Below are 23,030 nucleotides of genomic sequence, written 5' to 3' on the forward strand. Positions count from 1 at the left end.
CTGGAATACTGCTGTCGCTGCTCCGCCGTTCCAGCCCGCTGGGGCTGTCAGGTAAATCGTATATACATCCTCTTCGCTCACCTGGACCTCGATCAGGTCGTAGTACTGTGGGCTCGCCAGTGGCGTAGTCACAGGGCCGAAGATGTGGCGACGGTCACTGCCTCAGTGCAGCAGTTGATCTGTGGGTCTGCCGTTGTCAGCTCACCGCTGAACTGCTGCACTGAGGCAGTGACCGTCGCCACATCCGTGTCGTCTGGGCACTCGATAACTGGTGCCGTCTTGTCTTCACCGGTGATAAAGCCCCAGCATGGCTCGAAGCCTGCGCCGAGGTCAGCACCAGAAGTAAAGGAGAAATTGGTAATTTCCAGGAACGAGTCATTACCAGAAGTCGCGAAACCGTCACCTTCTACAGAGAAAATGATCTGAGCGCCAGCAGGGATATCCTCGCTGATAGAGCCAGAACCTGTATTCACCTGATCGTTATCAAAATCAATGTTCAACAGAATATTACCGTTTATATCGATAATAATAATGTCATCAATGATCAAAGCTTCCTGCTGGAATGCATAGTCAAAAGATATAGTCCCTGAGGTAGGGGCAGCTATAGAAACTACTGCACCGTCGTCATCGAAACCTGCATTGGCGGAAGCCGTAATTGTCAGTGCGTCTGCTGTGAATTCAACATCATCAGGTTCTGCTGGATCGAAGTATACGATATTCCAGTTAGCTGGGGCGTATGCTCCAACGAACCCGTTGAACGAAGCCTGTCCAGTGGTGATCTCATAGATGAACTGACCATGACCGTCAAGGATATTACCGTTAGATGGGTCATCATCGTTGACGATGTTAATTACGAAATCATCCTCAGTGGCACATCCGAAGTTGCCTTCGAGCACCATATCTGCAGTAATTACGCGAGAGCAGTTGTCATCAAGCGTAACATTAATATTGTCATTACATGCCAGATTTGCTACAGGAGCAGCCTCCTGAGTAACGCTAACAGTGAAGGTCTCCGTGCGGCTGTTACCAGCTGCATCTTCCGCTTCGATCGTTACGGTGTATGGCCCCATGTTGGCAGGCGCAGCAAGTACATATGTATTGCCAGCACCAGCAACCAATGTAGCAGCGCCACTAACAGAAACGTCTGGAGTAATATCACCATCGCAGTTATCAATAGCCGATACGTTAAACGTCAGCATGTGCACTGGGTCACCGCATGGGTCAAGTGCAACGTTGATATTTTGTGATGGGTATACAATAATCGGGGCAGAGTTGTCAGGCTGGTCCGTTACCGTAAAGGTAGCCGTGCCTTCGGAAGATGCACCGTCATTATCGATATAAGTTGCAACCAGTGTATAAGAACCAGCTGGGATGCCCGCCAGGTTCCATACGTAAAGACCCATTTGCGGATCAGAAGCGCCTGCATCAAAAGGTGGAGCGCCTGCGCCGTTCAGGGTGAACGTAGCACCGGAAAGGTCAAAGTCACAATCGTCAGTAATCTGTACCTGGAAGCTGAGGTCTGCACCAGCAGAGCAAACAGGCGCGAGGAAAGACAGGTTACCAGGCATGGTGATTTCAGCTGGCTGATTTGGATCTTCTACAACAGAAACCGAATGGTCAACAGAAACGCCACGGTAAGAAACCACAACGACGTAATCACCAGCTGTCATTGGTCCTGCAAACTCGAAATAAGCGAAGTCTTCCTCACTATCTACATAAACAGGGACAAGGGTTGCATCAGCACCCGCAGTCAGACCTGTTACGCTAATTTCAATATCGCCAGTAGCGAGATCGCCAGGATTAAGGTCACAATCGTAGATATTACCTGAGAAGGTAACAAGTATGTCATCAGCACAAGAAGGTACTGAGAACTGACCGTTGCCAGAAATGTCAACGATAGGAGCAGGGCTAGCTGCCTGAGTGATGTCTATGGTGAAGCCGTAATTAGAAGAATTGCCGTAGTCGTCAGTAGCAGTGTAAGCCACATCATAAGAGCCAACACCAAGTACGCCACCGCTACCGGTAATAGCAGGATCTGTGTTTGCAGCATCAAGGACCAGATCTACATCAAGGTCACAGTCATCCACTGCAGAAACGGTCCAGTTAACCGGAACGCCGCCGTCCTGACAAGCAGGAATCTCAACGCTAATGTCGCCAGGGCCATAGATTTCAGGAGCGCGGCTGTCTATTACCTCAATCGTATAAGAGATTGTGGTGTTGTTGCCATTCTCATCCGTTGCGCTGATCGTCAGGGTATTTGTGCCTGTAGCCGCGAAAATATCGAGGACATAAGCTGCATCAATTACACCCTGAGTGAAGCTTGCAGTTGGGTCAACCGCAGGGTTATCGTTTTCAATAGTTGCATTGAAGTCGATCTCTGACGGGCTGCTGCAATCATCAAATGGGAATACAGACCAAACCAGCTGTACACCGCACTCGCCTTCTGGCGGGCTGTAAGTGAAGCTTGCGCCTGTGCCCACCACTACGCCACCGGATGCGGTAACGTCAAGAGTTGGAGCTACATCATCAGTAGGGAATAGCGTCTGCGATGCCGTAACAGAAGAAACACAGCCCGTCTGGTCTGTGTTAAACTGGCAGCCGCCTGCTGAAGCCAATGAAAGGTTCACCGTGTAAGTGGTACCGTTCTCATCTGCACTCAGGTCATCAAAAGTGACGGTATTACCTGCAGAGACGTCGAAGAAAGTCGTTCCGCCTACATTGATATCGTAGGTCGCTCCACAATCATCGTTGACCGTAACGTCAAAACTGCCGCTGAACTCATCGCCCGGGCAGTAAGGGTTGTTAACGTTGCTGATCACGATCGTTGGCTGACGGTCTTGAATGTCCGCGCCTTCGATTTGACCAATAGCAGAAGACACATTGGACGCCGCACAATTCGCTGTAATCGCGTAATTGTAAGTCGTCCCTGCTGTCAGTGTACCGGCCACGATGGTCAGTTGAGTGGAAGTCATATTGACAAAATCGACAACCGGCTGATTGCCGTTCTCGATGTCAACAGTGTAAGTTTGTACCAGTCCGTTGGGATCAGTAATGTCCCAGTCCAGTACAACTACTCCATCACAGTTATAGCTCACCGTTACGTCCTCGGGTGCTGGACAGTCCTGTGCAAAAGCCTGTGGAAGGCCCAGGAAAGTCAACAGCGCGAACGCCAGTGTGCTCAGTAGCTGAGATGGAGAAACGAATGTAAATTTCGTTTTTTCCATAAGATCACGATTTGTTTGAAAAAAAATTAGGTTTAAAAAAAGGTCGTTAAAAATTATCTCGAAACCCTCGCGCATATTGCTACACGTTTCAGGTATCATAAAATGCTTAGGTCGTGTTTTTTTTTAACGGGGTCGTCTTTCTTATATAAGAGTCGCGGGCACAAAGCCCACGTAAGTTTCTCTGAAAACAAGTATAGCTTAAGCCTCTTACGAGGAATAAGCTTTGTTTAGCACACTGCTAAACACCGGGGATATCGCAAAAATGTAACTTTGTTTACGTCTGGGCATAAAACAGGAAAGAAGGATTTAATAATCCTTATAAAAGACTTTTTATTCATGGGACAACTTTGATTCCTCTGCAAATGTAAAAATCACATTAGACAATCAACCAAAAATGAACTCTCTTTTTACAAAGAAGTTTCAATTTACTAAGAAAAATGGTCACTTGCTCGATCAAATGCAAATTCTTCAACTACAAATATAGAATTTTACTTGTGACTTTTTATACCCTAAACACGGTAAATCTTAGATCAAAGCATGATAGTGAGCGGCTTTGATGAGGCCGGCGGTATTTGTCACCCCTAATTTCCGCATAATGTTCTTACGGTGTACACCCACCGTTTGGTCACTGATGAAAAGCCGCTTGCCGATTTCTTTGTTGCTATGCGCCTCCACAATCAGATTTAAAATTTCCAGCTCCCGCTTCGTTAGTAGGTGCTGACTGACAAATTGATCGGACCGATCGTAGGTCTTCCCTGTTTGGAACCGTTTATGGCGCCCGGACTCATTAAGGTGTACTCCTTTTCCAAAATAAGTTTCCTGATTCTGTAATGCTTCCACCGCTTCCTTAAGCTCTTCGGGCGCTTTATCTTTTAGCACGTAGGCGTCAGCACCCGCTTTGAATGCCTTGCGGATTAAACGCGGCTGATCATACATGCTTAAAACCAGAACCTGTACTGGCAGCCCTTCTTTTCTTAGCCGCTTAATAACCTCAGGTCCATCCATTTCCGGCATATTCATATCAATTAGCAACAGCTCTGGGTTTAATCTTTTCACTTTGTGGTAAGCCTCCAAACCATTGGTTGCCGTATCTATTAGCTCCAGAAAGCTATACCCCGGTTGCCTCAGGATACACTTCAACCCTTCAACAAATATGGGATGGTCATCGGCTATGAGTGCTTTGACTTTCATCATAGCATGTTTTTTGGGAGCCTGAAAACGCCGGTCCTCCGGTAATCAAGCTCAATGTTCATGGGATAATTCTACAGCGCCACCCGCTCCTTACAGATTGGGCTAGTGGAGTCCTCCGGAAAGAATTAGGCGTCGAAGCTCGGGAAAACGAAGGGTTCCAAGCGTGAAATACGCCCAAATAATTCGGACTAGTCGCACTAATGCTGCAGGTCTGTACTTTGTTTATCAAAAAAACTCGGAAGGGGGGCTTCGTATGGGCGCATTTAATGCACCTAGTAGGTAGAATTTTACTAAAATTAAAAAAAAATCTGAGCTTTTCCAAGTTATGCCCCGTGCCTTAGTGCATGTTTGAAGCGGATTCGTTTTGAAAATCAAGGAGTTGTGGTTCTGGTTAAACATTTTTTTGCGCGTTTGGCGGGCCAAAGAAGGTGACGCCAAAGCCTGCCCCGCATTTCTTCGGGGTTCATAAGTCCTTGGCTTCCAATAGGAGCAAGCTCCAAATAAAGTCTTAGAGCGTGTTGGGACTTTCGTCTTTTAGTCGAAAACTAACAATTTTTTGGTTAGACGAGGCGCGAAAACCGGAGTTTAGCCTGAGCTAAATGAGGATTTTCGGGACGAAGTATAACCAAAAAAGTGTAGTTTGCAGGCCGATTACTAAAGTCCCAACACGCTCTAATCATTCAGCAACCCCATTATTTCAAAGGGTGAAACACGCGGTATTATCTCGGACTAGTCGTATTAGTGCGTCCTGGTTTCACCGGGTAAGCTCCGGTAAGCGTTGCTTTGCCAGGGCTGATAGCGATTCCAGTGATCCGGCAGTACTACGCTTTAACCTTGGATTTGACCAAAAAAGAGCTCATCATTTTAAAACGGTAAACAGCACTATTTGAGCAAAACGAGCCAATGGTCGTTTTTTAGTGGGCTTTGGTTGAAAAAATCAAGCAAAAGGCTGGCGCTCTTTTAAATTTGCATCCTCAACTTCACAATTGTTTTTCATGACACGATTGCTACTCTTCCTTTGCGGGCTGTTACTGACTATTGGAGCCCAGGCTCAGGATATCACAATAAGCGGATCCATCAAGGATGGTGAGAACGGGGAGGACCTCATCGGCGCAACCGTAGCGGTACCCGAGCTGGGGCTTGGTACTTCTTCCAACGCATATGGCTTTTATTCTCTTACTGTACCCACAGGTGATAGCCTGAAAGTGGTGTTCAGTTATGTAGGGTTTCAGTCTCACATCTTTACGTTCCTGCCTCAACGGGATACTACTCTTAATATCAACCTTACTACCGGGGTACAACTGGGCGAAGTGGTGGTCAAAGCCAATTCGTTTCAGGAGCAGATCAACTCTACGGAAATGAGCGTCGAGGCGATTTCCACACGGGAGGCGAAACTGGTGCCGGTACTGCTGGGTGAGAGCGATATTCTCAAAACGGTACAGCTGAAGCCCGGTATACCCTCTGGTAGCGAGGGGCGCACCGGGTTGTTTGTGCGGGGCGGAGCGCAAGACCAAAATCTCATTGTACTGGATGAAGCCGTGGTGTACAACGCCAGCCACCTCTTTGGCTTTTTCAGCACTTTCAATACCGATGCAGTCAAAGACCTGAAAATATACAAAGGCGGGTTCCCGGCAGAGTACGGAGGCCGCCTGTCTTCTGTAATTGATGTGAAGCTGAAGGACGGCAATAATCAGAAGTTTGCCGGCTCGGGCGGACTGGGGCTTATTGCTTCCCGGCTTACGCTCGAAGGGCCCATCCAAAAAGATAAATCGAGCTTCATTGTCTCCGGCCGGCGTACCTATGTGGATTTGCTGACCCGGCAGGTCAACCAGGCCAATGAAAATAATGAAGACTTTTCTCCTATCCCGGATTATTACTTTTATGACCTGAACGCGAAGGTGAATTTTCAGCTAAGCGATAAGGACCGCCTTTTCCTGAGTGGGTATTTTGGTCGGGATGTGTTCGGGTTTGACAGCGACTTTTTCAACTTTAACTTTGACTGGGGCAACGCTACGGGGACAGCCCGCTGGAACCACGTTTTCAACCCTAAGTTGTTTGCCAATACCTCTTTTACTTATTCTGACTATCAGTACAATATCAATAACCGTATTACGGGCTTCTCCTTTGGGCTCGGCTCCAATATTACTGATGCCAGCCTTAAGACCGATTTCTTCTACGCCGCCAACAACCGGCATACCATCCGGTTTGGGGCTATGGCTACCCATCATACCTTTACCGTGGGCCGGCTGCAGGCAGGCAGTGATGATGGGGTGGTCAATTTCTCTGCGGGGCAGGAATTTGAGGGCATAGAGCTCGGGGCTTATTTTTCGGATGAAATGGAGCTTTCGGATGCCCTAAGCGTGAACGCAGGGCTGCGGTTATCCGGGTTTAACAACGATGGTAAGACCTACGTTGGGCTGGAGCCCCGGGTCGCTGCCCGGTACAAATTATCAGACCGCCTGGTGGCTAAGACGAGCTACGCGCGCATGTACCAATACCTGCACCTGATTGCGAATGCTGGTGTGGCCCTGCCTACCGATATCTGGTACCCTTCTACACAGCGTGTGCGGCCGCAGCGTTCTGATCAGGTGGCCGCTGGTGTATCTTACCTGTTGGGCAGCAAGTACTTTTTGAATTTTGAGGTGTACCACAAATGGCTCGACAATCAGCTGCAGTTTGTAGACGGGGCGCAAATCTTTGTCAATGACGAGCTGGAGGACGAATTTGCGGTAGGAGAGGGGCGAGCCTACGGAATGGAGTTCAGCATTGAGAAAAAAGAGGGTAAACTGACAGGCTGGATTGGCTACACCCTGGCACTGACCCGCCTGCAAAACTTTGAGACTCTGGACCCTAACGGCCGTTTTGCGCAGGAGTCGGAGGGTTTCGGGCCTTTCAACCCTATTTACGACCGCCGGCACGATATTTCTGTGGTGGCGCTGTACGAAATCAGCCGGCGCTTCACCGCCTCGGCTACTTTTGTTTATGGCTCAGGCGACCTGGCCTGGCTGCCGCCGGGGCGGTTTACTTTTCAGGATGTACAAGGTGCAGGGTTTGAAGCGGTGGTGCCCGATTACCGGGAGCGCAACAACTACCGCCTGCCCGCTTACCACCGGCTTGACCTGGGGCTGGTCTGCAAATTCTTCCCCAAATGGGGCGAAAGTGACCTGACTCTGAGTGTTATCAATGCCTACGATCGCCGGAATGCCTTCTTTATCTTCTTTGAGCCGGAGTTTGAAGTGGAGGACAACAATACATCAGGCATAGAAATACCGACCCGCATCGCGGCAAAGCAGGTATCGCTGTTCCCTATTTTACCTTCGCTGACCTGGAACTTTAAATTTTAGAGCGTGTTGGGGTTTTAGTCTTCTAGTCGGGAACTAGCATTTTCTTGGTTAGACGAGGCACGAAAACCAGAGTTTAGCCTTAGTTAAATAGCCTGTCCCGCAGTTTGCGGGAAGGATTTTCGGAACCAGGTATAAGCAGGGCGATTACTAAAGTCCCAATACGCTCTTAATAACCTCTTTTGGCCCGTTTGATGAAAAAAAGAGCGGCGGAAGAGCTATACTTTCTATCACACATTTGATGAAGGGAGTGACAAGCCATACAAAGCGCAATCCTCTTTCTCCAAAGCTTAGTTGTGTGGATCACGGCGTTTGTCAAAGCATTAATTTATAGCCATGAAAAATCTGTATTTGAAGTTGTTACTCGGTTTACTGGCACTTAGCGCCTGCGATTTGGAGCAGGAAGTCGAGATTGATTTGCCTGATTATGAAATACGGCCTGTTTTGGAGGCCTATATTGAGCCCGGTGAAAGGTACCGGTTGCTACTGACGCGCAGCGCAGGCTACTTCGCGACGCTCCCTTCCCTTGACAACTTGCTGGAAGACCTCTTGCTGGACAGCGCAGAGGTGACTATCACTCACAACGGAGTGGACTATGTCTTGGAGAGCACGTTGTTGTTTGACCCTACTACGCAGAAGATTTACAATTACGCTGCGGGGATGAATGATTTGGTGCCCACGGAGAGCGATCTGCCCTTTGTGCTGAATATTACGCTGCCCAATGGGGAAACGATAGAAGCTGAAACCCGGTTGCTGCCACAGGTGGAGATTGACAGTGTGGTCATTGAGTTTCCGGAGACAGGCCAGCCTGATGACACCCTGGCCAGAGCCCTGACCTACATCACCGATGACCCGACGACTGACAATTACTACCGGCGCATGCTTCATCTCAACTCTCTGGATAGCCTGCCCGAACAGGATTTTGTGACCGATGACCGGCTCGTGGAAGATAGTGTGGTTGTCTTTGGGACAGGCTTCGACTTCGCTGTTGGAGATACGTTGCTCACCACACTATTCCATATTTCAGAGGACTATGCCACTTACCTGGAAAGTGTAGGGGGCGCTTCGGCTGCGAATGGCAATCCTTTTGGGCAGCCCAGCCCGGTCATTTCCAACCTGCGCGGCACGGCGAATGCGCTAGGCATCTTTACCGGCCTGGTGAGTTTCCGGCGTAATGATATTGTGACTAGAAATTAAGAGCAGGACGAATTCTGGCAAGAGCAGCCCGAAGTGTAAAGCCCCAACAAGTTCTCTAACTAACGTTGCTGTAGTTCCACAGATCAGGGACTGTAAATTTCGGCTTGCTGAACGGGCAAGAGCTTAATCATCAGGTTTTTCAGAGGAAACGGGTAGGGCAAAAACAACAAAGCCGGTAGCGTCTTCAGGACACTACCGGCTTCATTGCTTAGTCAAATCTGATAAAAAGAAAGTGGTGATTAGTTACCAGCAGCTTTCATCAGACCACCCATGTTTGGGTTAGGCTGTACAACTGTACGGCGGTTTTTAGAACGACCTTCATCGGATTTGTTGTCGCCTACAGGCATAGTCTCGCCTTTACCAGCAATAGTCAGCTGATCAGGGCTGGCACCTTTGCTGATGAGGTAGCGTACTACACGGCTGGCACGAGCAACGCTCAGGTCCCAGTTGTCGCGATAAGAAGCACCTTCAATCATCTGCTGGTCATCAGTGTGGCCAACAACCATCATTTTCAGCTTTGGATTTTCCTTCATAGTCATCGCCAGCTTTTCAAGAGCTTCACGCTCAGCGCTGCTCAAAGCGGTAGAACCGCTACGGTAGCTGATTGGCTCTGAGGTCACGACGTACAAGTTGCCGTCGCGCTCTTCCATTTTCAGGCCAGACTCCGTGTAAGCACCGAAGATGCCATCGATTTCTGCCTTGATGGCACTGAGTTCTTTCTCAGTCATGTTCAGTTTTTCCTGAACCTGAGCCATCTGACCTTCCATTTTGGTCATTTTGCCTTCCATGTCAGACATTTTGCCTTCCATTTCTGCTTTTGTAGCTTCAAACTCTTCCTGAAGTGCTGCTTTTTCCTCTTCGAGGGTTTTCACTTTAGCCTGAGTTTCCGCCAGTGCTTGATCAGTAGCTTCTTTAGCCGCTGCCAGTTCATCGTATTTCTTCTTAGAAACGCAAGACTGCAGCGAACCGATTGCTAGCGTGAAAATCAGTAATTTTACTATCAGACGCATGTTCGTTTGGTTTGATTAGTGAATTATATTGGTTATTACGTTTTGCCCGCTCAATGGACGTATCACGTGGCTCAAAGGTAAAAAAAGCTTGTAATATTTTACAAATACTATGATTTGATTGCCCCCAAGAGATGATTTATTATGGAATGGGGTCGTGTTATTGTCCTTTGCAAGCCCGTAAGACGCACTTCTTAAGAACGTAAGTCCGATCCAATTGTTTGTTTTTCTTTTGAGGATGATTAGAGGTTGCCTGTACAAAAGTGTTGGTTCCCACGTCGCTGCAGCGTTACTTTTGCCCTTTGGGATGGGGGTAGTTGTTTGCAGCGATACCCTTTTTCATTGGCTAAACTTTTCAGCCCCAAAAGTTTTTAGAGGAGGGATAGTTGAAAACAGCCGCTTATTCCACTGCACTCCTCCGGCACATCAGGCTTATTCCATTGTTAGGGAGGATGTAGATATATGGTCAGTAATGAGATATCCGGGAATTCAAAAAAGGAGTATTTTTCAGTAATTACCTATTTTTGTGCCTATATTACTATTCAATCAGAAATAATTAAATGGAACACCGGATTAAGGAAGAAGGGAAATTCAAGTACATTGAGACCTCAGGAAACGGGCCCAACCTCTTATTGCTACACGGGCTTTTTGGCGCACTCAGTAACTTTGAGGGTATCATTGAACATTTTCAAAAAACGCACAATGTTATTGTGCCCATGCTGCCAATTTTTGAACTTCCAATCCGGAAAGTATCAGTAACGGGCCTGGTGGATTATGTAGTGGATTTCGTTAACTACAAAGAGTATGAAAAGGTGAACGTGCTGGGGAATTCTCTGGGCGGGCATATTTCGCTGCTTTATGCGTTAGCGCAGCCGGAAAAGATCAGCTCCATTATCCTCACCGGTAGTTCCGGTTTATTTGAAAGCGCTATGGGCACGAGTTTCCCAAAGCGGGGCGATTATGACTTTATCAAGACCAAAACAGAAGCGACTTTTTACCGGCCGGAAGTGGCGACCAAAGAGCTGGTAGATGAGGTTTTTGATATCGTGAATGACCGCAATAAGGCGATTCGGGTGATTGCGACGGCCAAATCAGCTGTACGGCATAACCTGGGCGACAAATTGCACCAAATTGAAGCGCCCACTTTATTGGTTTGGGGCAAACAAGACAACATCACGCCAGCGTTTGTGGGGGAGAAGTTTGAGGAGCTTATTGAAAACTCCCGGCTGGTTTTTGTAGATGAATGCGGCCACGCGCCAATGATGGAATACCCTGAAATTTTTAATAAGCACTTACAAGACTTCCTGGAGGAAGTTGCTGCTAAAGAGAATGCTTAGCTTAGAGCATGTTTGGAGGAGCACTTCTGCTGATAACCAAAGTGTTGTGAACCCCGCAAGGGTGCGGGACGTCATGGAAAATACTTATTTGACCCCGAATGCTGCGGGGCAGGCTCCGCCAAACGCGCATTTTTCCATAACTACAACCTTTTGATTATCAACTATCGTTTGCTCCAAACATAGTCTTAGAGGATTGTCCCTGAAGTAATTGAGCCTATTAAGAGGGAGACTATATTGCCAATATTTTGCGTTAGGGTATAGCATCACTCCTGTACAACACCTGATTACCTTATCTTTGTACTGTGCTAAAGTCTGCCAAGTCAGGATTCACCAATCCTGACTTGGCAGACTTTAACGTTTCTGCATTTGCAGATCAAAATTTTTACTGCAAAAAACTTATAATCTTCATGTCCATTACCCGATCCTTTATACTTGGTGTCGCATTATTGCTGCTGGGCAGCTGTGGGAGCCAGCAAAAAGCGGTGCAGTCCGGCGAAGAACCTGTGATTGAAACCGAATTCCGTCAACTGGACACCATGTTCGTATCTGCGCCCCGTGATCCGGAGCCTGAAAACTATACACTCCCCGTCTACCGGGCGAGTCATACCCGCACCCACGATCTCATCCACACCGTGCTTGATTTGCGCTTCAATTGGGAAAAAGAACAAGTGCTCGGTCAGGCTGCACTTACTTTGTCTCCCTATTTCTACCCCTCCGGTGAAGTCACATTGGATGCCAAAGGCTTCGAATTGGAAAGCATACGCCTGAAAGGGGCTACCACAGACCTGGATTACGAATACGACGGGCAGCAAGTCGTAATCGACCTGGGCCGAACGTATAAAAAAGGAGAGGAGTACACCCTGCTTATTGACTATGTCGCTACGCCCGCGGCTTCGGGGGGCAGCGCTGCCATTACCTCCGATAAAGGGTTGTTCTTTATTGACCCAAGAGACGAAGATCCGGACAAACCGACTCAAATCTGGACGCAAGGGGAGACCGAGCATAACTCCCGATGGTTCCCCACCATTGATAAGCCTAATGAGCGGACTACGCAAGAGATGTTCGTGACCGTAGACGAACGCTACGAAGTCCTTTCCAACGGTATACTGGAAAGTGTGCAGCTCAAAGGCGGGCAAAAAACATGGCACTGGGTGATGGATCAGCCGCACGCTCCCTATCTCTTCATGTTGGCCATCGGTGAATTTGCAGTCGTGGAGGAAACCTGGGAAGGGAAACCGGTGACGTATTATGTGGAACCGGAGTATAAGGAAGATGCTAAAGCCATCTTTGCCCACACCAAAGAGATGCTCTCGTTTTTCTCAGAAAAACTTGGCGTCAAGTACCCGTGGCAAAAGTACGCTCAGGTGGTAGTCCGTGATTATGTCTCGGGCGCTATGGAAAACACCACTGCTGTCATCTTTGGCGACTTTGTACAGCGCAGCAAGCGGGAGCTGATCGATGATGGCAATGACCGTATCGTCGCGCACGAGCTTTTCCACCACTGGTTTGGTGATTTGGTCACCACCGAAAGCTGGGCCAACCTGACGATGAACGAAGGGTTTGCCAATTACAGCGAATACCTTTGGTTTGAGCACAAGTACGGCCGCGACTATGCCGATCATCACTTGCTGGGAGAATGGTCGGGCTACCTGAGCTCGGCACAGGGCAACCTGCATCCACTCATTCATTTTGGATTTGAAGACAAGGAGGATATGTTTGACGCGCACAGCTACAACAAAGGCGGGGCTGTGCTGCACATGTTACGCAATTACGTAGGGGATGAAGCCTTCTTTGCTGCACTCAACCTTTATCTGACAGACAATGCCTACACCGCTGTCGAGGCCCACAATCTCCGCCTGGCCTTCGAAGAAGTGACCGGCGAAGACCTCAACTGGTTTTTCAATCAATGGTACTTCGAGCAGGGGCACCCGGAGCTGAATGTCACCTATGACTTCAATGAAGCCACAGGGCAAGCTAACGTTATGGTGGAGCAGGTTCAAAACCCTGAAATCATGCCTGCCATCTTCCAGTTGCCGGCCGCTATTGATATTTATAAAGCGAATGGTGAAAAAGTAAGGCATGAGGTTATGGTCAGCGAGCGGGTACAGACCTTTACCTTTGAGCTCGAAGAAGCGCCGGCTTTGATGCAGTTTGATGCAGATCGCGTATTGCTGGCAGAAGTAGAGGACAATAAGACCTCCGAGCAGTATTTGTTCCAGTACGAGCATGCGCCGCATTTTCTGGATCGGTACGAGGCCGTGCTTGAACTACGTGGTGAAGGCAGCCCTGCCGGACAGCAAGTGATGACCGCAGCCCTGAAGGACCCATTCTGGGCCATCCGTACTGCAGCCCTGCAAAACCTTACACCAGAGTCAGCAGCGGATGCCAGCGAGCTGCTATCAGGAATGGCAAGTGAGGACCCACACTCTGAAGTCCGTGCTATGGCCTTTACGATGCTCGGGGAGCTGGGAGAGGAAGGCGCTCTGGCGCTCGCTCAAAAAGCCATTCAACAGGATTCCGCATTCAGCGTAATTGGTGCTGCATTGCAATACCTGACTGTGATAGACCCCGATGCCGCGCTGGAGGTTGCTGCCGCGCTGGAAGATAATTCCTCCGATGACATCCTGTTGGCAGTTGGAGAGCTCTACGCCACCACTGGCGAAACTCAATACCTGCCTTTCTTCAAGAAGAACCTAACTAAAGTGGACGGCTTCTCGGCTGTGTACTTTGTGGATGCTTACAAGGAATTGGCGATCAACAGCGATCTGGAGACTGCGAAGGGGGTCGCTGAGGACCTGAGCGCTATTGCTACAGGAACGGGGGCTTCAGCCTGGATTAAATTTGGCGCAACGCGGGGCCTGAATGAAATGCGCAAAACTTTTGAGCAGGCTGAAGACGATGAGGAGCTTACCTTCGCCAAAACACTAACGGAGATGCTCAAAAAAATCAAAGCCAGCGAGACCAACCCCCAATTGCTTTCATTCTACAATCAGATGTTGTCGGATGTGAAGCCTTAATACGTTTCCCCCCTTGACTTTTCCACAAAAGTGGCTTATTTTACCCACGTCTAATAAGGGCTATGGTCAACCATAGCCCTTATCATTCACTTCTTAGTCTACCAATCCGGAATTCACAAATTTCAGGTTGCGGAATGTACACACATCATCACCCCTTAAGACCGGAAACGGCATTTTAGCTTGAAAGCAACCTTTTTGACGGGTAAAAGTCTGTTAAACCAAGACATCTGTCAATCTTTTGAGGCACTAAGCTCGTTATTAGAGTTCATGAATGTAAATTTTGTATGCCCCTGAGTCATCTTTTCTGCCAGCTCTGCATCACACCTGCGTGTCGATACTTCGGTCTCCGGTGGCCAGAGCCCACAGGCGACGAGACACAGGCAGGCAGGCCCTCACCTTAGTAGCTTCACGAAGAAAGGGAATTAAAGGGTCCCCTTTCTGAAGTCAAGGTTCCGGGCGCTTTTTGATCTGACAAAAAAGCTTGATCCATGACCTACACAAAACCTACATTCATAAACTCTGTTACAGGGTCTGTTCACGATTTAGATTTTTGAGGAAAAAAGCAACATGGCAACGCAAGACAATTACAAGCTGCTCATCGAGAAGCTGGACCAGTTCATTCGCAAGTACTATATCAATCAATTAATCAGGGGAGCACTTTACAGTGTGGGGCTGATTCTTTTCCTATTCCTGGCCATCAGTGTTCTGGAATATTACTACTACTTCAGTTCCGGGGTACGCAAGCTGATGTTCTTCTCCTTCATCGGGACAAGTGCGCTGGCTGTCGGCTACTGGGTGGCATTGCCATTGGCCCACTACTTCAGGTTGGGGCAGGTCATTTCCCACGAGCAGGCTGCTCAGATCATCGGGCAGCATTTTGGAAATGTACAGGATAAGCTGCTCAATATTCTGCAGCTTCGTTCACAGGCAGCGTCGGGCGCGAACCGCGAGCTCATCATGGCCAGCGTCAACCAGAAATCGGAGGAGATCAAGCCGGTGGCGTTCAAAAAAGCCATCGATTTGCGCAAAAACCGTAAGTACCTCCGTTATGCTTTGCCACCACTGGCCCTGTTGCTTATCATCCTTTTTGTCAATGCCAACCTCATTACGGACAGTACCACGCGCCTGATCAAAAACAACCAGGAGTTTGAAAAACCAGCACCTTTCCGGTTCGTGCTGGAAGAGGAGGCGCCTTCTGTGGTTCAGTTTGAAGACTACCCGCTGACGGTGAAAATAGAGGGCGATCAGTTGCCCAACGAGGTTTTTATCAATGTAGACAATGTACAGTACCGGCTTGCAAAATCCTCCCCCAACGAGTTTACTTACCGGTTTAGCAACGTACAGAAGAATACCAAATTTCAATTGTTCTCCAGCGGGGTGGAATCCAAGCCCTACGAACTGGGGGTGCTCCGCAAACCGAATGTAATCGGCTTTGATGTTGAACTGGACTTTCCGGCCTACATACAGCGCAAGCGTGAAAAATTATCGAGCATTGGCGACCTGGTTGTCCCTGCGGGCACCAACATCGACTGGGTGTTCAATGCAGAGCATACGGACAATATCGACCTGAAGTTTACAGGCACCGTAGACCGGGTGGAGGCCAAGCGCTTTTCTGACGACCTCTTCACTTATCAGAAGCAGGTAATGAAAGATCAGGGCTACAAGCTGTACGTTTCAAATAAAAATCTGCCCGATGCAGATTCCATTTCTTACACCATCTCTGTTGTCCCCGATCTCCACCCTAGTATTTTTGCTAAGAAGTTTGTCGACAGCACGCAGCAGAAAGTCCTGTTTTTTGTGGGCGATGCCTCTGATGACTACGGGCTACGCAGCTTGACCTTCAACTACCGCATCAAGCGTGCCAAAGGCGAGCCTGGTGAACTGCAGCAGGTGGTGCTGGAGAAGCCTGCCGGCAAGCAAATTCAATACGACCATGTTTTTGACCTGAACACACTGGGCCTCAAGCCCGGTGATGAGGTAACCTACTACTTCGAGGTGGCCGACAACGATGGAGTGAACGGCAGCAAAACCGCCCGTACCAACCTCATGGTATACGCTACGCCAACGGTTGATGAGTACAAGGAAATGGCGGAGCAGAACGACAATAAGATCAAAGACGAGCTCAAAAAGGCGCTGGAAGAATCGAAAAAAATCCAGGACGAAATGCGCAAAATGCGGGAAAAACTCCTGCAGGAACAAGATATGGACTGGCAGCAGCGTAAAGAACTGGAGAAACTGCTGGAGCGTCAGAAAGACCTGGAAAAGCAAATCGAGGAAGCCAAAAAAGCCTTCGAGGAAAACCGGAAAAACCAGGAAGAATACAGTGAGCAGGATGAAAAAATCCTGGAAAAGCAGGAAAAAATCCAGGAGATGATGGAGGATGTCATGAGCGACGAAATGAAGGAGCTCATGAAGCAGATCGAGGAGCTGATGCAGGAGCTCAACAAGGATGAAGCCCTGGAGATGATGGAAGACATGGAAATGTCAGACGAAGAGATGGAGATGGAGCTCGACCGTATGCTCGAATTGTTCAAGCAGATGGAGCTGGAACAAGAGATGAATGAAACCATCGACGAACTCAACAAGCTTGCTGAAGAGCAGGAAAAGCTCAGCGAAGAAACGGAGCAAGCTGAAGAAGAATCCGCTGAGCAGTCTGCTGAAGAACAGGAAGCCAAGCAGGAAGAACTGGAGCAGAAACAGGAAGAACTGAACAAAGAGTTCGAGAAGCTCGAGGAAAAAATGGAAGATATCCAAAAGAAAAACGAAGAAATGGAGTCTCCTCAAAGCCTGGAAGACCGGGAGCAGGAGATGGAGGATATCAAGCAGGATATGCAGGAAGGTCAGGAGCAGCTGGAGCAGAAGCAAAATAAAAAAGCTTCCGAGTCTCAGAAGAAGGCTTCTGAAAAAATGAAAGACATGGCTAACGGCATGCAGATGGAAATGCAGTCGCAGCAAATGGAACAAATGGAGGAAGATATGGATGCCCTCCGTCAGTTGCTGGAGAACATCGTAGGGTTATCCTTTGAACAGGAAGACCTCATCGACCAATTTGAGGTGGCTGAAATTAACACGCCGCGTTATGTGGAGCTCGTGCAGGAACAGTTCAAGCTCAAGGATGATTTCCGGCTGGTGGAAGACAGCCTGCAGGCGCTGAGCAAGCGCGTTTTCCAAATCGAGTCCTTTGTGACGGAAAAGGTCACCGCTATCAAGAGCAACCTGAAGGAAAGCCTGGAAGAGCTCGAAGAACGCCACAAACCGCAGGCGGGCAATCATCAGCAGCGCAGCATGAAAAACCTGAATGACCTGGCACTCATGCTGAGCGAAGTGATGAATCAGATGCAGCAGCAGATGGCCGGGCAGATGGCTGGCAATCAGATGTGCGATAAACCGGGCGGAAGCGGACCGGGGGGCAAACCCAAAGACAAAATCAGTCAGGGGCAGCAATCGCTCAATCAGATGATGAAACAGATGAAAGAGCAGATGGAAAAAGGCAAAGGCAAGGGTGGCCCTGGTGCTAAGGAGTTTGCCCAAATGGCAGCCCGGCAGGCTGCATTGCGCAAAGCCCTGAAAGAAAAACAGCAAAAGCTGAAGGAACAGGGTAAAGGCAGCAAAGAGCTGGGGGAGATCATGGACCAAATGGATAAAATAGAGGAAGAACTGGTCAATAAGCGTCTGTCTAATGAGGCGATGAAGCGGCAGCAGGATATCCTCTCACGGCTGTTGGAGCACGAAAAAGCAGAGCGCGAGCGCGAGTACGAAGAGCAGCGCAAAGCAGAACGAGCTAGTCAGCAGGAACGTGAAATCCCACCTTCACTCGAAGAATACATCAAAAAACGGGAAGCGGAGATTGATTTGTACAAAACGGTCAACCCTTCGCTGAAGCCTTATTATAAGTTTATCGTTGAAGAGTACTTCAACACATTGAAAGCAGATTAATGCCTTGGCCTCAGACTAAGAATATCCAAGTCTGAGGTCATTTTTTGTTCACCCGCTTTTGAGCGTACACTTGCTTTTTACTGAAATTTGACCTACATTACAGGAAGTAACAATGAGTTTGGAGCCTATTATGCTGAAACTTTCTTCTGATACCAGGAATATTGCCTTGGTCGAGTCTTTCGTAGAGCGTGCGGTCGAGCAATACCAAATAGCCCCGGATATTTACGGCAATATTCTAATCACGCTCACCGAAGCCGTCAATAATGCTATCATTCATGGCAATAGTAATGACGAGTCCAAGACCGTGAAAATACAGCTCAAACGCAATGAAAATTGCCTGGCAGTCCGTGTGACCGATGAAGGGGAAGGCTTCGATCATCAGTCCGTACCTGATCCCACCTCTCCGGAACACCTGCTTCAAGTGGGGGGGCGTGGCGTGTTCCTCATGCAACAGCTCTCCGACGGCATCAACTTCCACAATAACGGGTCCACTGTCGAAATGCGTTTCAACCTCTAATGACTATAGACTGGCCTTTTGATACGGAAGCGGAACTGGAAGCTGGCATTTCCTTTCACGATGAAGATGCCCGTTTTTTGCCTGCCTATCCCCAAAAGCTACATAGCTGGATCGAAAACATTATCAAACGGGAAGATTGTCAACTTCAACAGCTCACCTATATTTTTTGCTCCGACCAATATCTGCATCAGATCAATCTGGAGTATTTGGACCATGATACCTACACGGACATCATTACCTTTCCTTACGCTGAACCACCACTAATTCACTCCGATATTTTTATAAGTGTGGAGCGAGTGCGCGAAAATGCAGACACCTTAAAAGTCCCCTTTGAGCAAGAGCTACATCGCGTGATCATCCACGGCCTGCTTCATCTTTGTGGTTATCCGGATAAGACAGAGGCTGAAGCCCGGCAAATGCGGGCTAAGGAAGATGAAGCCCTTACTCTGCTTGATTTATAATCGCAGCATGCTGAAATTCCTATAAAGTTGCTATAGTGCTGGTCAGGGTACTGAATGATTGTACCTTTGCGGGGATTACCATCATCGAGAAGCTAGCCATACATGAGCCATACCCAAATGCTCCGCGGAAGCCTGCCACTTTTAGCTTTCGGGCTAATACTTACTTTTTTCTCCAGTTTTGGGCAGACTTTTCTGCTCTCCCTTTCTGTTCCCGCCATTGAATCACTGCTCGGGATTAGCAATACGGTTTTTGGAAGCCTGTACGCTGTGGCGACGCTATCCAGCGCTTTCACTTTGCCCTGGCTGGGAGGTCGGTTTGACCGTATGCCCATACGTAGGTATACCCTCATGGTCTTGCTCGGACTGATAGCCGGCCTGTTGCTGTTGTCTTCTGCCCGTCACATCATTGTGGTAGGCATTGCTTTTTATGGGCTACGGCTGTTCGGGCAGGGGTTGATGAGCCATACGGCCATTTCTGCTATGGCGCGTTATTTTGAAGCCAACCGGGGTAAAGCCATTGGGACAGCAACCCTGGGGCACCCTATTGGCGAAGCACCTGGCAGCCGTTGTCACACTTGCTATTGTGAATGGTTGGCGGCGGTTAAGCGGGTAGGAATGGGTAACTTGTGTGGCTTAATACAACAGAGCATGAGAGCAAAGCTAAAAATCGGCCTGATCGGGCTTGGAATATGGGGTGAAAAGATCGCCCGGGACCTGGTAAAAATAGGGGCAGAGCTGCATGTCTGCGACACGAGCCCGAACCGTCGTCAGCTCGCGTTTGAAATGGGAGCAGTGGCTTTTAGTACCGATATATTCTCACTCCGCAGCTTAGATGGGTTGGTCATTGTTTCTCCCACCACAACTCATTACAGCATACTGAAGCAAGTCTTGCCCTGGCACATTCCGGTTTTTGTGGAAAAACCAGTGGTGGCCTCTTTGGAAGAAGCAAAAGCACTTAGCCCCTTAGTCCATGACGAGGTCTTTGTCATGCATATATGGAAATACCACCGGGGCATTCAGGTATTAGGGCAGATTGCTCAAAGCCAGGAACTTGGCCCGGTGCTTGGACTGCGGTCCACTCGTGCCAACTGGACGAGCCCGCGCCGTGATGTTGACAGTGTTTGGAATCTGATGCCCCATGATTTATCCATTTTGATCGCCATTTTTGGCTACCTTCCGGAGCCTGAGTTTGCAGTGGTAGAACAGCATCCGGATATGGTCAGGGGGATGTACGCCGTTTTGGGCAAAGCCCCCTGGGCGATCATTGAAGTTTCCAACCGGTACGAACGAAAAAGCCGCGAAGTCCGGCTACACTGCCAATACGGTGTGGCAATCCTGAAGGACGAAAAAGCAGACCACTTGGAAATCTACCGCGGAGATGAACACGCTGAGGCCAGGGAAATGAAAAAGGAAATCCGGAAGTTTAACCCGCTGCCACCGCTTTACGCGGAACTTGAGGTATTTTGCAGTTACATTTCTGGTGAAGGGGAGCCCCCTTTGAGCAATTACGAAGAGGGGCTGGCCGTGATTCAGTGCATTCATCAATTGAATACGATCGCATGTCCATAGAACAAAGAACAGTCAAAGCCACCGTAGTATTACCAACCACTGCCGGGCGTGGCCTTATTTTGCCATTATCGGTGCAAAGTATTCTCCAGCAGACGCTTCAGGATTTTGAGCTCTTCATTATGGGAGATGGTGTGGACGAGCCTACCAGAAAGGTTATTCATGGCCTGTTGGCAAAAGATAAGCGGATCCGGTTTTTTGACCACCCCAAACACGAGCGCCGCGGAGAACCCAACCGCCACGCCGCTCTTCAGGAGGCTAAAGGTGAAGTGGTAAGTTACCTCTGTGACCGGGACCTGATGCTGCCCTTCCATCTGGAGCGGACTTACGAGCAGTTACAAGTTTACAATATTGTGTCTCATTCCTGTCTTTGGGTGAAAGAAGACCGGACGTTAGCGCATAGTTTCCCCCAACAACCTTCCGAACGGCGGCCGGGTGGGAATAATAAGCTGTCCTGCGTGGGGCACCGTCTTGATTTTTACCATCAGTTGCCTTTTGGCTGGCGCACCACGCCTGAAGAATATGCGACCGATAGTTACATGTGGCAGCAATTCTATGCCCATGACCACTGTCAACCTTTTAACAGCAGCTTTCCGACCATCCTGTATTTCAAACGCCCGAAAGCGTTTTCCATAGAGGCCCGAAAGGAAGAACTACTTTGGGGATTGGAATTGACGCGGCAGCCCTTCGACGCCATAAGGGAGAAAGCCCTACTTAATTGGGCTGGCAGCCGCCGAAAAGAGAAAGAGCATCTGATCGGGCAGATCAAGTCACTTCAATCTGAATTGGAGGAGATGAAAAAAAAACAGTCAGCGCGCAGGTTTAAATGGTTTTGAGTTGACGCTTCAGTTCCTCATAGCCAGGAAAATGGGCAGCCCGGTCTGAAAGATTCACTTCAGAAACGCCCCAGTCAATACCTAGTTCGGGGTCATCCCATCGGCAGCCCCAGTTATCATCAGCTCCATAATCGTTATAAGCTTCAGAGACCGCCTGCAGGTGGATGGATGGCTCCGTAAAATACCAGCCGTGAAGTAAACCTTTTGGGAAAATAATTGCACAAGGCTCAGTTGTATCGAGTTGATATAGAGCACTTTGCTCGTAAGTTTGGGAATCTTCGCGTACATCTTTTAAACCGACCAGGCACCGGCCAGAGATGAGCGAGAAATATTCGTCGTGCCGATTATGCAGATGCATCCCCCGGAATACGCCCGCCTCTGAATGCACGATACTCCATTGTACCGGATCCTGAAGACAGGTGCCCCAATGTTTCTGAAAGACCTCGGTGAATGTCCCCCGGGAATCCCGGTGGGGCTTTAGTAATTGCAGGGAAACACCCTTAATCCGTACGCCGGAGATGAGCCCTGGTTTCTTTCTGGTTACGTTCATGAGATTGACTTTAGTATCTGTGTATTCCCTCAAAAATACTTATCTTACTTTTCAAAACAAGATGTTTTTCCGTAAAAACAAGATTTTTTCTAAGCCGGTAGAAACAAAACGGTCTGAAGAAGTTACTTTTCAGCCACAAGATCAGTTAAAATGGGTCGTCTGTAGTAATCAGGTCGAGGGTGTAGGCCAAGGTGTTTCGGTAGAGGTTTTCATTCAGGAAGCAAAGGTACTCAAGTTTGATCTTTTTGAAGCAGGGGATGGGCACTTCCATTTATTCACAGGAGACCCGAGGATGAAGTCCGGTCGAATTGCGATTCCGGAAAAAACACTGAAGGAGCAGACAAAAAGGCTTACTTTTGAGTTGGAGTTCAATCTGCGCAATTTCCGAAAATTACATCACAAAGAACACATCCGGAGCTTCAATGTAGATGTCCCTGCTGTACGGGCAGCTTTGCCTGAGTTAGCAATGGCCGTTCTCGAAAGAGGGCATCATTAGAGCGTGTTGGGACTTTGGTCTTCTAGTCGAAAACCAGCATTTTTTGGTTAGACGAGACTCGAAGACCGGAGCTTAGCCTTAGCTAGACAGCCTGTCCCGCAGTTTGTGGGAAGGATTTTCGGGACAAAGTATAAACAAAAAATGTCCTGGTTCACCGGGACAGACCGGTTACTAAAATCCCCACAAGCTCTTAATCATATCAATGGTATTTACGGCCTCCAACCTTCCTTTAGATTAGGCTAAACAGCGCTTTTCCTGTTCATACCTGCCCAACAATCCAACAAACCTGTATACATTTGCCAATGCTGGCCTGCTGTTGTATTGCAGTAAATGCCGATAGCATTAGGTCAGCTT

At 48.6% G+C, this 23,030-nt stretch carries 14 protein-coding genes; 10 read left to right on the forward strand and 4 right to left on the reverse strand.

The features are described from left to right. Window positions 1-128 precede the first annotated feature (128 nt). Window positions 129-3,224, reverse strand: coding sequence for a hypothetical protein (locus RIC19_RS17225; protein ID WP_350179589.1), 3,096 nt, complete (start codon window positions 3,222-3,224; stop codon window positions 129-131). Between the two features lie 525 nt (window positions 3,225-3,749). Then, window positions 3,750-4,418, reverse strand: a complete 669-nt coding sequence (locus RIC19_RS17230; protein WP_350179590.1) for a response regulator — start codon at window positions 4,416-4,418, stop codon at window positions 3,750-3,752. A gap of 992 nt (window positions 4,419-5,410) precedes the next feature. Here RIC19_RS17230 and RIC19_RS17235 point away from each other — a divergent pair. Next, window positions 5,411-7,759: a TonB-dependent receptor gene (locus RIC19_RS17235; protein ID WP_350179591.1), complete on the forward strand. Its 2,349-nt coding sequence runs from the start codon at window positions 5,411-5,413 to the stop codon at window positions 7,757-7,759. Window positions 7,760-8,092: 333 nt separating this feature from the next. Then, entirely contained in the window at window positions 8,093-8,953 is an 861-nt protein-coding gene (locus tag RIC19_RS17240) for a DUF4249 domain-containing protein (RefSeq protein ID WP_350179592.1), read from the forward strand. A gap of 239 nt (window positions 8,954-9,192) precedes the next feature. Here the strand turns inward: RIC19_RS17240 and RIC19_RS17245 are convergent, their stop codons facing one another. Next, on the reverse strand, window positions 9,193-9,963 hold the full coding sequence (locus RIC19_RS17245; protein ID WP_350179593.1) for an OmpA family protein: 771 nt from the start codon (window positions 9,961-9,963) through the stop codon (window positions 9,193-9,195). A gap of 557 nt (window positions 9,964-10,520) precedes the next feature. On the opposite strand from RIC19_RS17245, the gene RIC19_RS17250 reads away from it, so the two are divergent. From RIC19_RS17250 to RIC19_RS17280, 7 genes are all read left to right on the forward strand, one after another. Next, entirely contained in the window at window positions 10,521-11,297 is a 777-nt protein-coding gene (locus RIC19_RS17250) for an alpha/beta fold hydrolase (RefSeq protein WP_350179594.1), read from the forward strand. Between the two features lie 407 nt (window positions 11,298-11,704). After that, on the forward strand, window positions 11,705-14,314 hold the full coding sequence (locus RIC19_RS17255; RefSeq protein WP_350179595.1) for a M1 family metallopeptidase: 2,610 nt from the start codon (window positions 11,705-11,707) through the stop codon (window positions 14,312-14,314). A 567-nt stretch (window positions 14,315-14,881) separates the two neighbouring features. Then, on the forward strand, window positions 14,882-18,250 hold the full coding sequence (locus RIC19_RS17260) for a DUF4175 domain-containing protein (protein WP_350179596.1): 3,369 nt from the start codon (window positions 14,882-14,884) through the stop codon (window positions 18,248-18,250). A gap of 130 nt (window positions 18,251-18,380) precedes the next feature. After that, complete coding sequence (locus RIC19_RS17265) at window positions 18,381-18,767, forward strand: ATP-binding protein (protein WP_350179597.1); 387 nt, start codon at window positions 18,381-18,383, stop codon at window positions 18,765-18,767. Next, on the forward strand, window positions 18,767-19,228 hold the full coding sequence (gene ybeY, locus RIC19_RS17270; RefSeq protein ID WP_350179598.1) for an rRNA maturation RNase YbeY: 462 nt from the start codon (window positions 18,767-18,769) through the stop codon (window positions 19,226-19,228). The genes RIC19_RS17265 and ybeY overlap by 1 nt, the downstream gene beginning before the upstream one ends. A 102-nt stretch (window positions 19,229-19,330) precedes the next feature. Then, entirely contained in the window at window positions 19,331-20,797 is a 1,467-nt protein-coding gene (locus RIC19_RS17275; RefSeq protein ID WP_350179599.1) for an MFS transporter, read from the forward strand. Next, window positions 20,788-21,630 (forward strand): glycosyltransferase family 2 protein, encoded by an 843-nt coding sequence (locus RIC19_RS17280; RefSeq protein ID WP_350179600.1) that lies wholly within the window; start codon window positions 20,788-20,790, stop codon window positions 21,628-21,630. Before RIC19_RS17275 ends, RIC19_RS17280 begins: the two co-directional genes overlap by 10 nt. Here RIC19_RS17280 and RIC19_RS17285 read toward each other — a convergent pair. Next, window positions 21,617-22,180 carry a dTDP-4-dehydrorhamnose 3,5-epimerase family protein gene (locus RIC19_RS17285; protein WP_350179601.1) on the reverse strand — a complete coding sequence of 188 codons (564 nt, stop codon included), beginning with the start codon at window positions 22,178-22,180 and terminating at the stop codon, window positions 21,617-21,619. The genes RIC19_RS17280 and RIC19_RS17285 overlap by 14 nt on opposite strands. Window positions 22,181-22,241: 61 nt before the next feature. On the opposite strand from RIC19_RS17285, the gene RIC19_RS17290 reads away from it, so the two are divergent. Next, window positions 22,242-22,676: a hypothetical protein gene (locus RIC19_RS17290; RefSeq protein ID WP_350179602.1), complete on the forward strand. Its 435-nt coding sequence runs from the start codon at window positions 22,242-22,244 to the stop codon at window positions 22,674-22,676. The last annotated feature ends 354 nt before the right edge of the window (window positions 22,677-23,030 follow it).

Source organism: Phaeodactylibacter sp., assembly GCF_040219495.1.
Lineage (GTDB): Bacteria > Bacteroidota > Bacteroidia > Chitinophagales > Saprospiraceae > Phaeodactylibacter.

Coding starts and splice junctions, on each gene's coding strand:
- RIC19_RS17280 (WP_350179600.1), top strand. CDS start 20,788: ATGTCCATAGAACAAAGAACAGTCAAAGCCACCGTAGTATTACCAACC.
- RIC19_RS17250 (WP_350179594.1), top strand. CDS start 10,521: ATGGAACACCGGATTAAGGAAGAAGGGAAATTCAAGTACATTGAGACC.
- RIC19_RS17230 (WP_350179590.1), bottom strand. CDS start 4,418: ATGATGAAAGTCAAAGCACTCATAGCCGATGACCATCCCATATTTGTT.
- RIC19_RS17290 (WP_350179602.1), top strand. CDS start 22,242: ATGTTTTTCCGTAAAAACAAGATTTTTTCTAAGCCGGTAGAAACAAAA.
- RIC19_RS17265 (WP_350179597.1), top strand. CDS start 18,381: ATGCTGAAACTTTCTTCTGATACCAGGAATATTGCCTTGGTCGAGTCT.
- RIC19_RS17240 (WP_350179592.1), top strand. CDS start 8,093: ATGAAAAATCTGTATTTGAAGTTGTTACTCGGTTTACTGGCACTTAGC.
- RIC19_RS17225 (WP_350179589.1), bottom strand. CDS start 3,224: ATGGAAAAAACGAAATTTACATTCGTTTCTCCATCTCAGCTACTGAGC.
- RIC19_RS17235 (WP_350179591.1), top strand. CDS start 5,411: ATGACACGATTGCTACTCTTCCTTTGCGGGCTGTTACTGACTATTGGA.
- RIC19_RS17260 (WP_350179596.1), top strand. CDS start 14,882: ATGGCAACGCAAGACAATTACAAGCTGCTCATCGAGAAGCTGGACCAG.
- RIC19_RS17275 (WP_350179599.1), top strand. CDS start 19,331: ATGAGCCATACCCAAATGCTCCGCGGAAGCCTGCCACTTTTAGCTTTC.
- ybeY (WP_350179598.1), top strand. CDS start 18,767: ATGACTATAGACTGGCCTTTTGATACGGAAGCGGAACTGGAAGCTGGC.
- RIC19_RS17245 (WP_350179593.1), bottom strand. CDS start 9,963: ATGCGTCTGATAGTAAAATTACTGATTTTCACGCTAGCAATCGGTTCG.
- RIC19_RS17285 (WP_350179601.1), bottom strand. CDS start 22,180: ATGAACGTAACCAGAAAGAAACCAGGGCTCATCTCCGGCGTACGGATT.
- RIC19_RS17255 (WP_350179595.1), top strand. CDS start 11,705: ATGTCCATTACCCGATCCTTTATACTTGGTGTCGCATTATTGCTGCTG.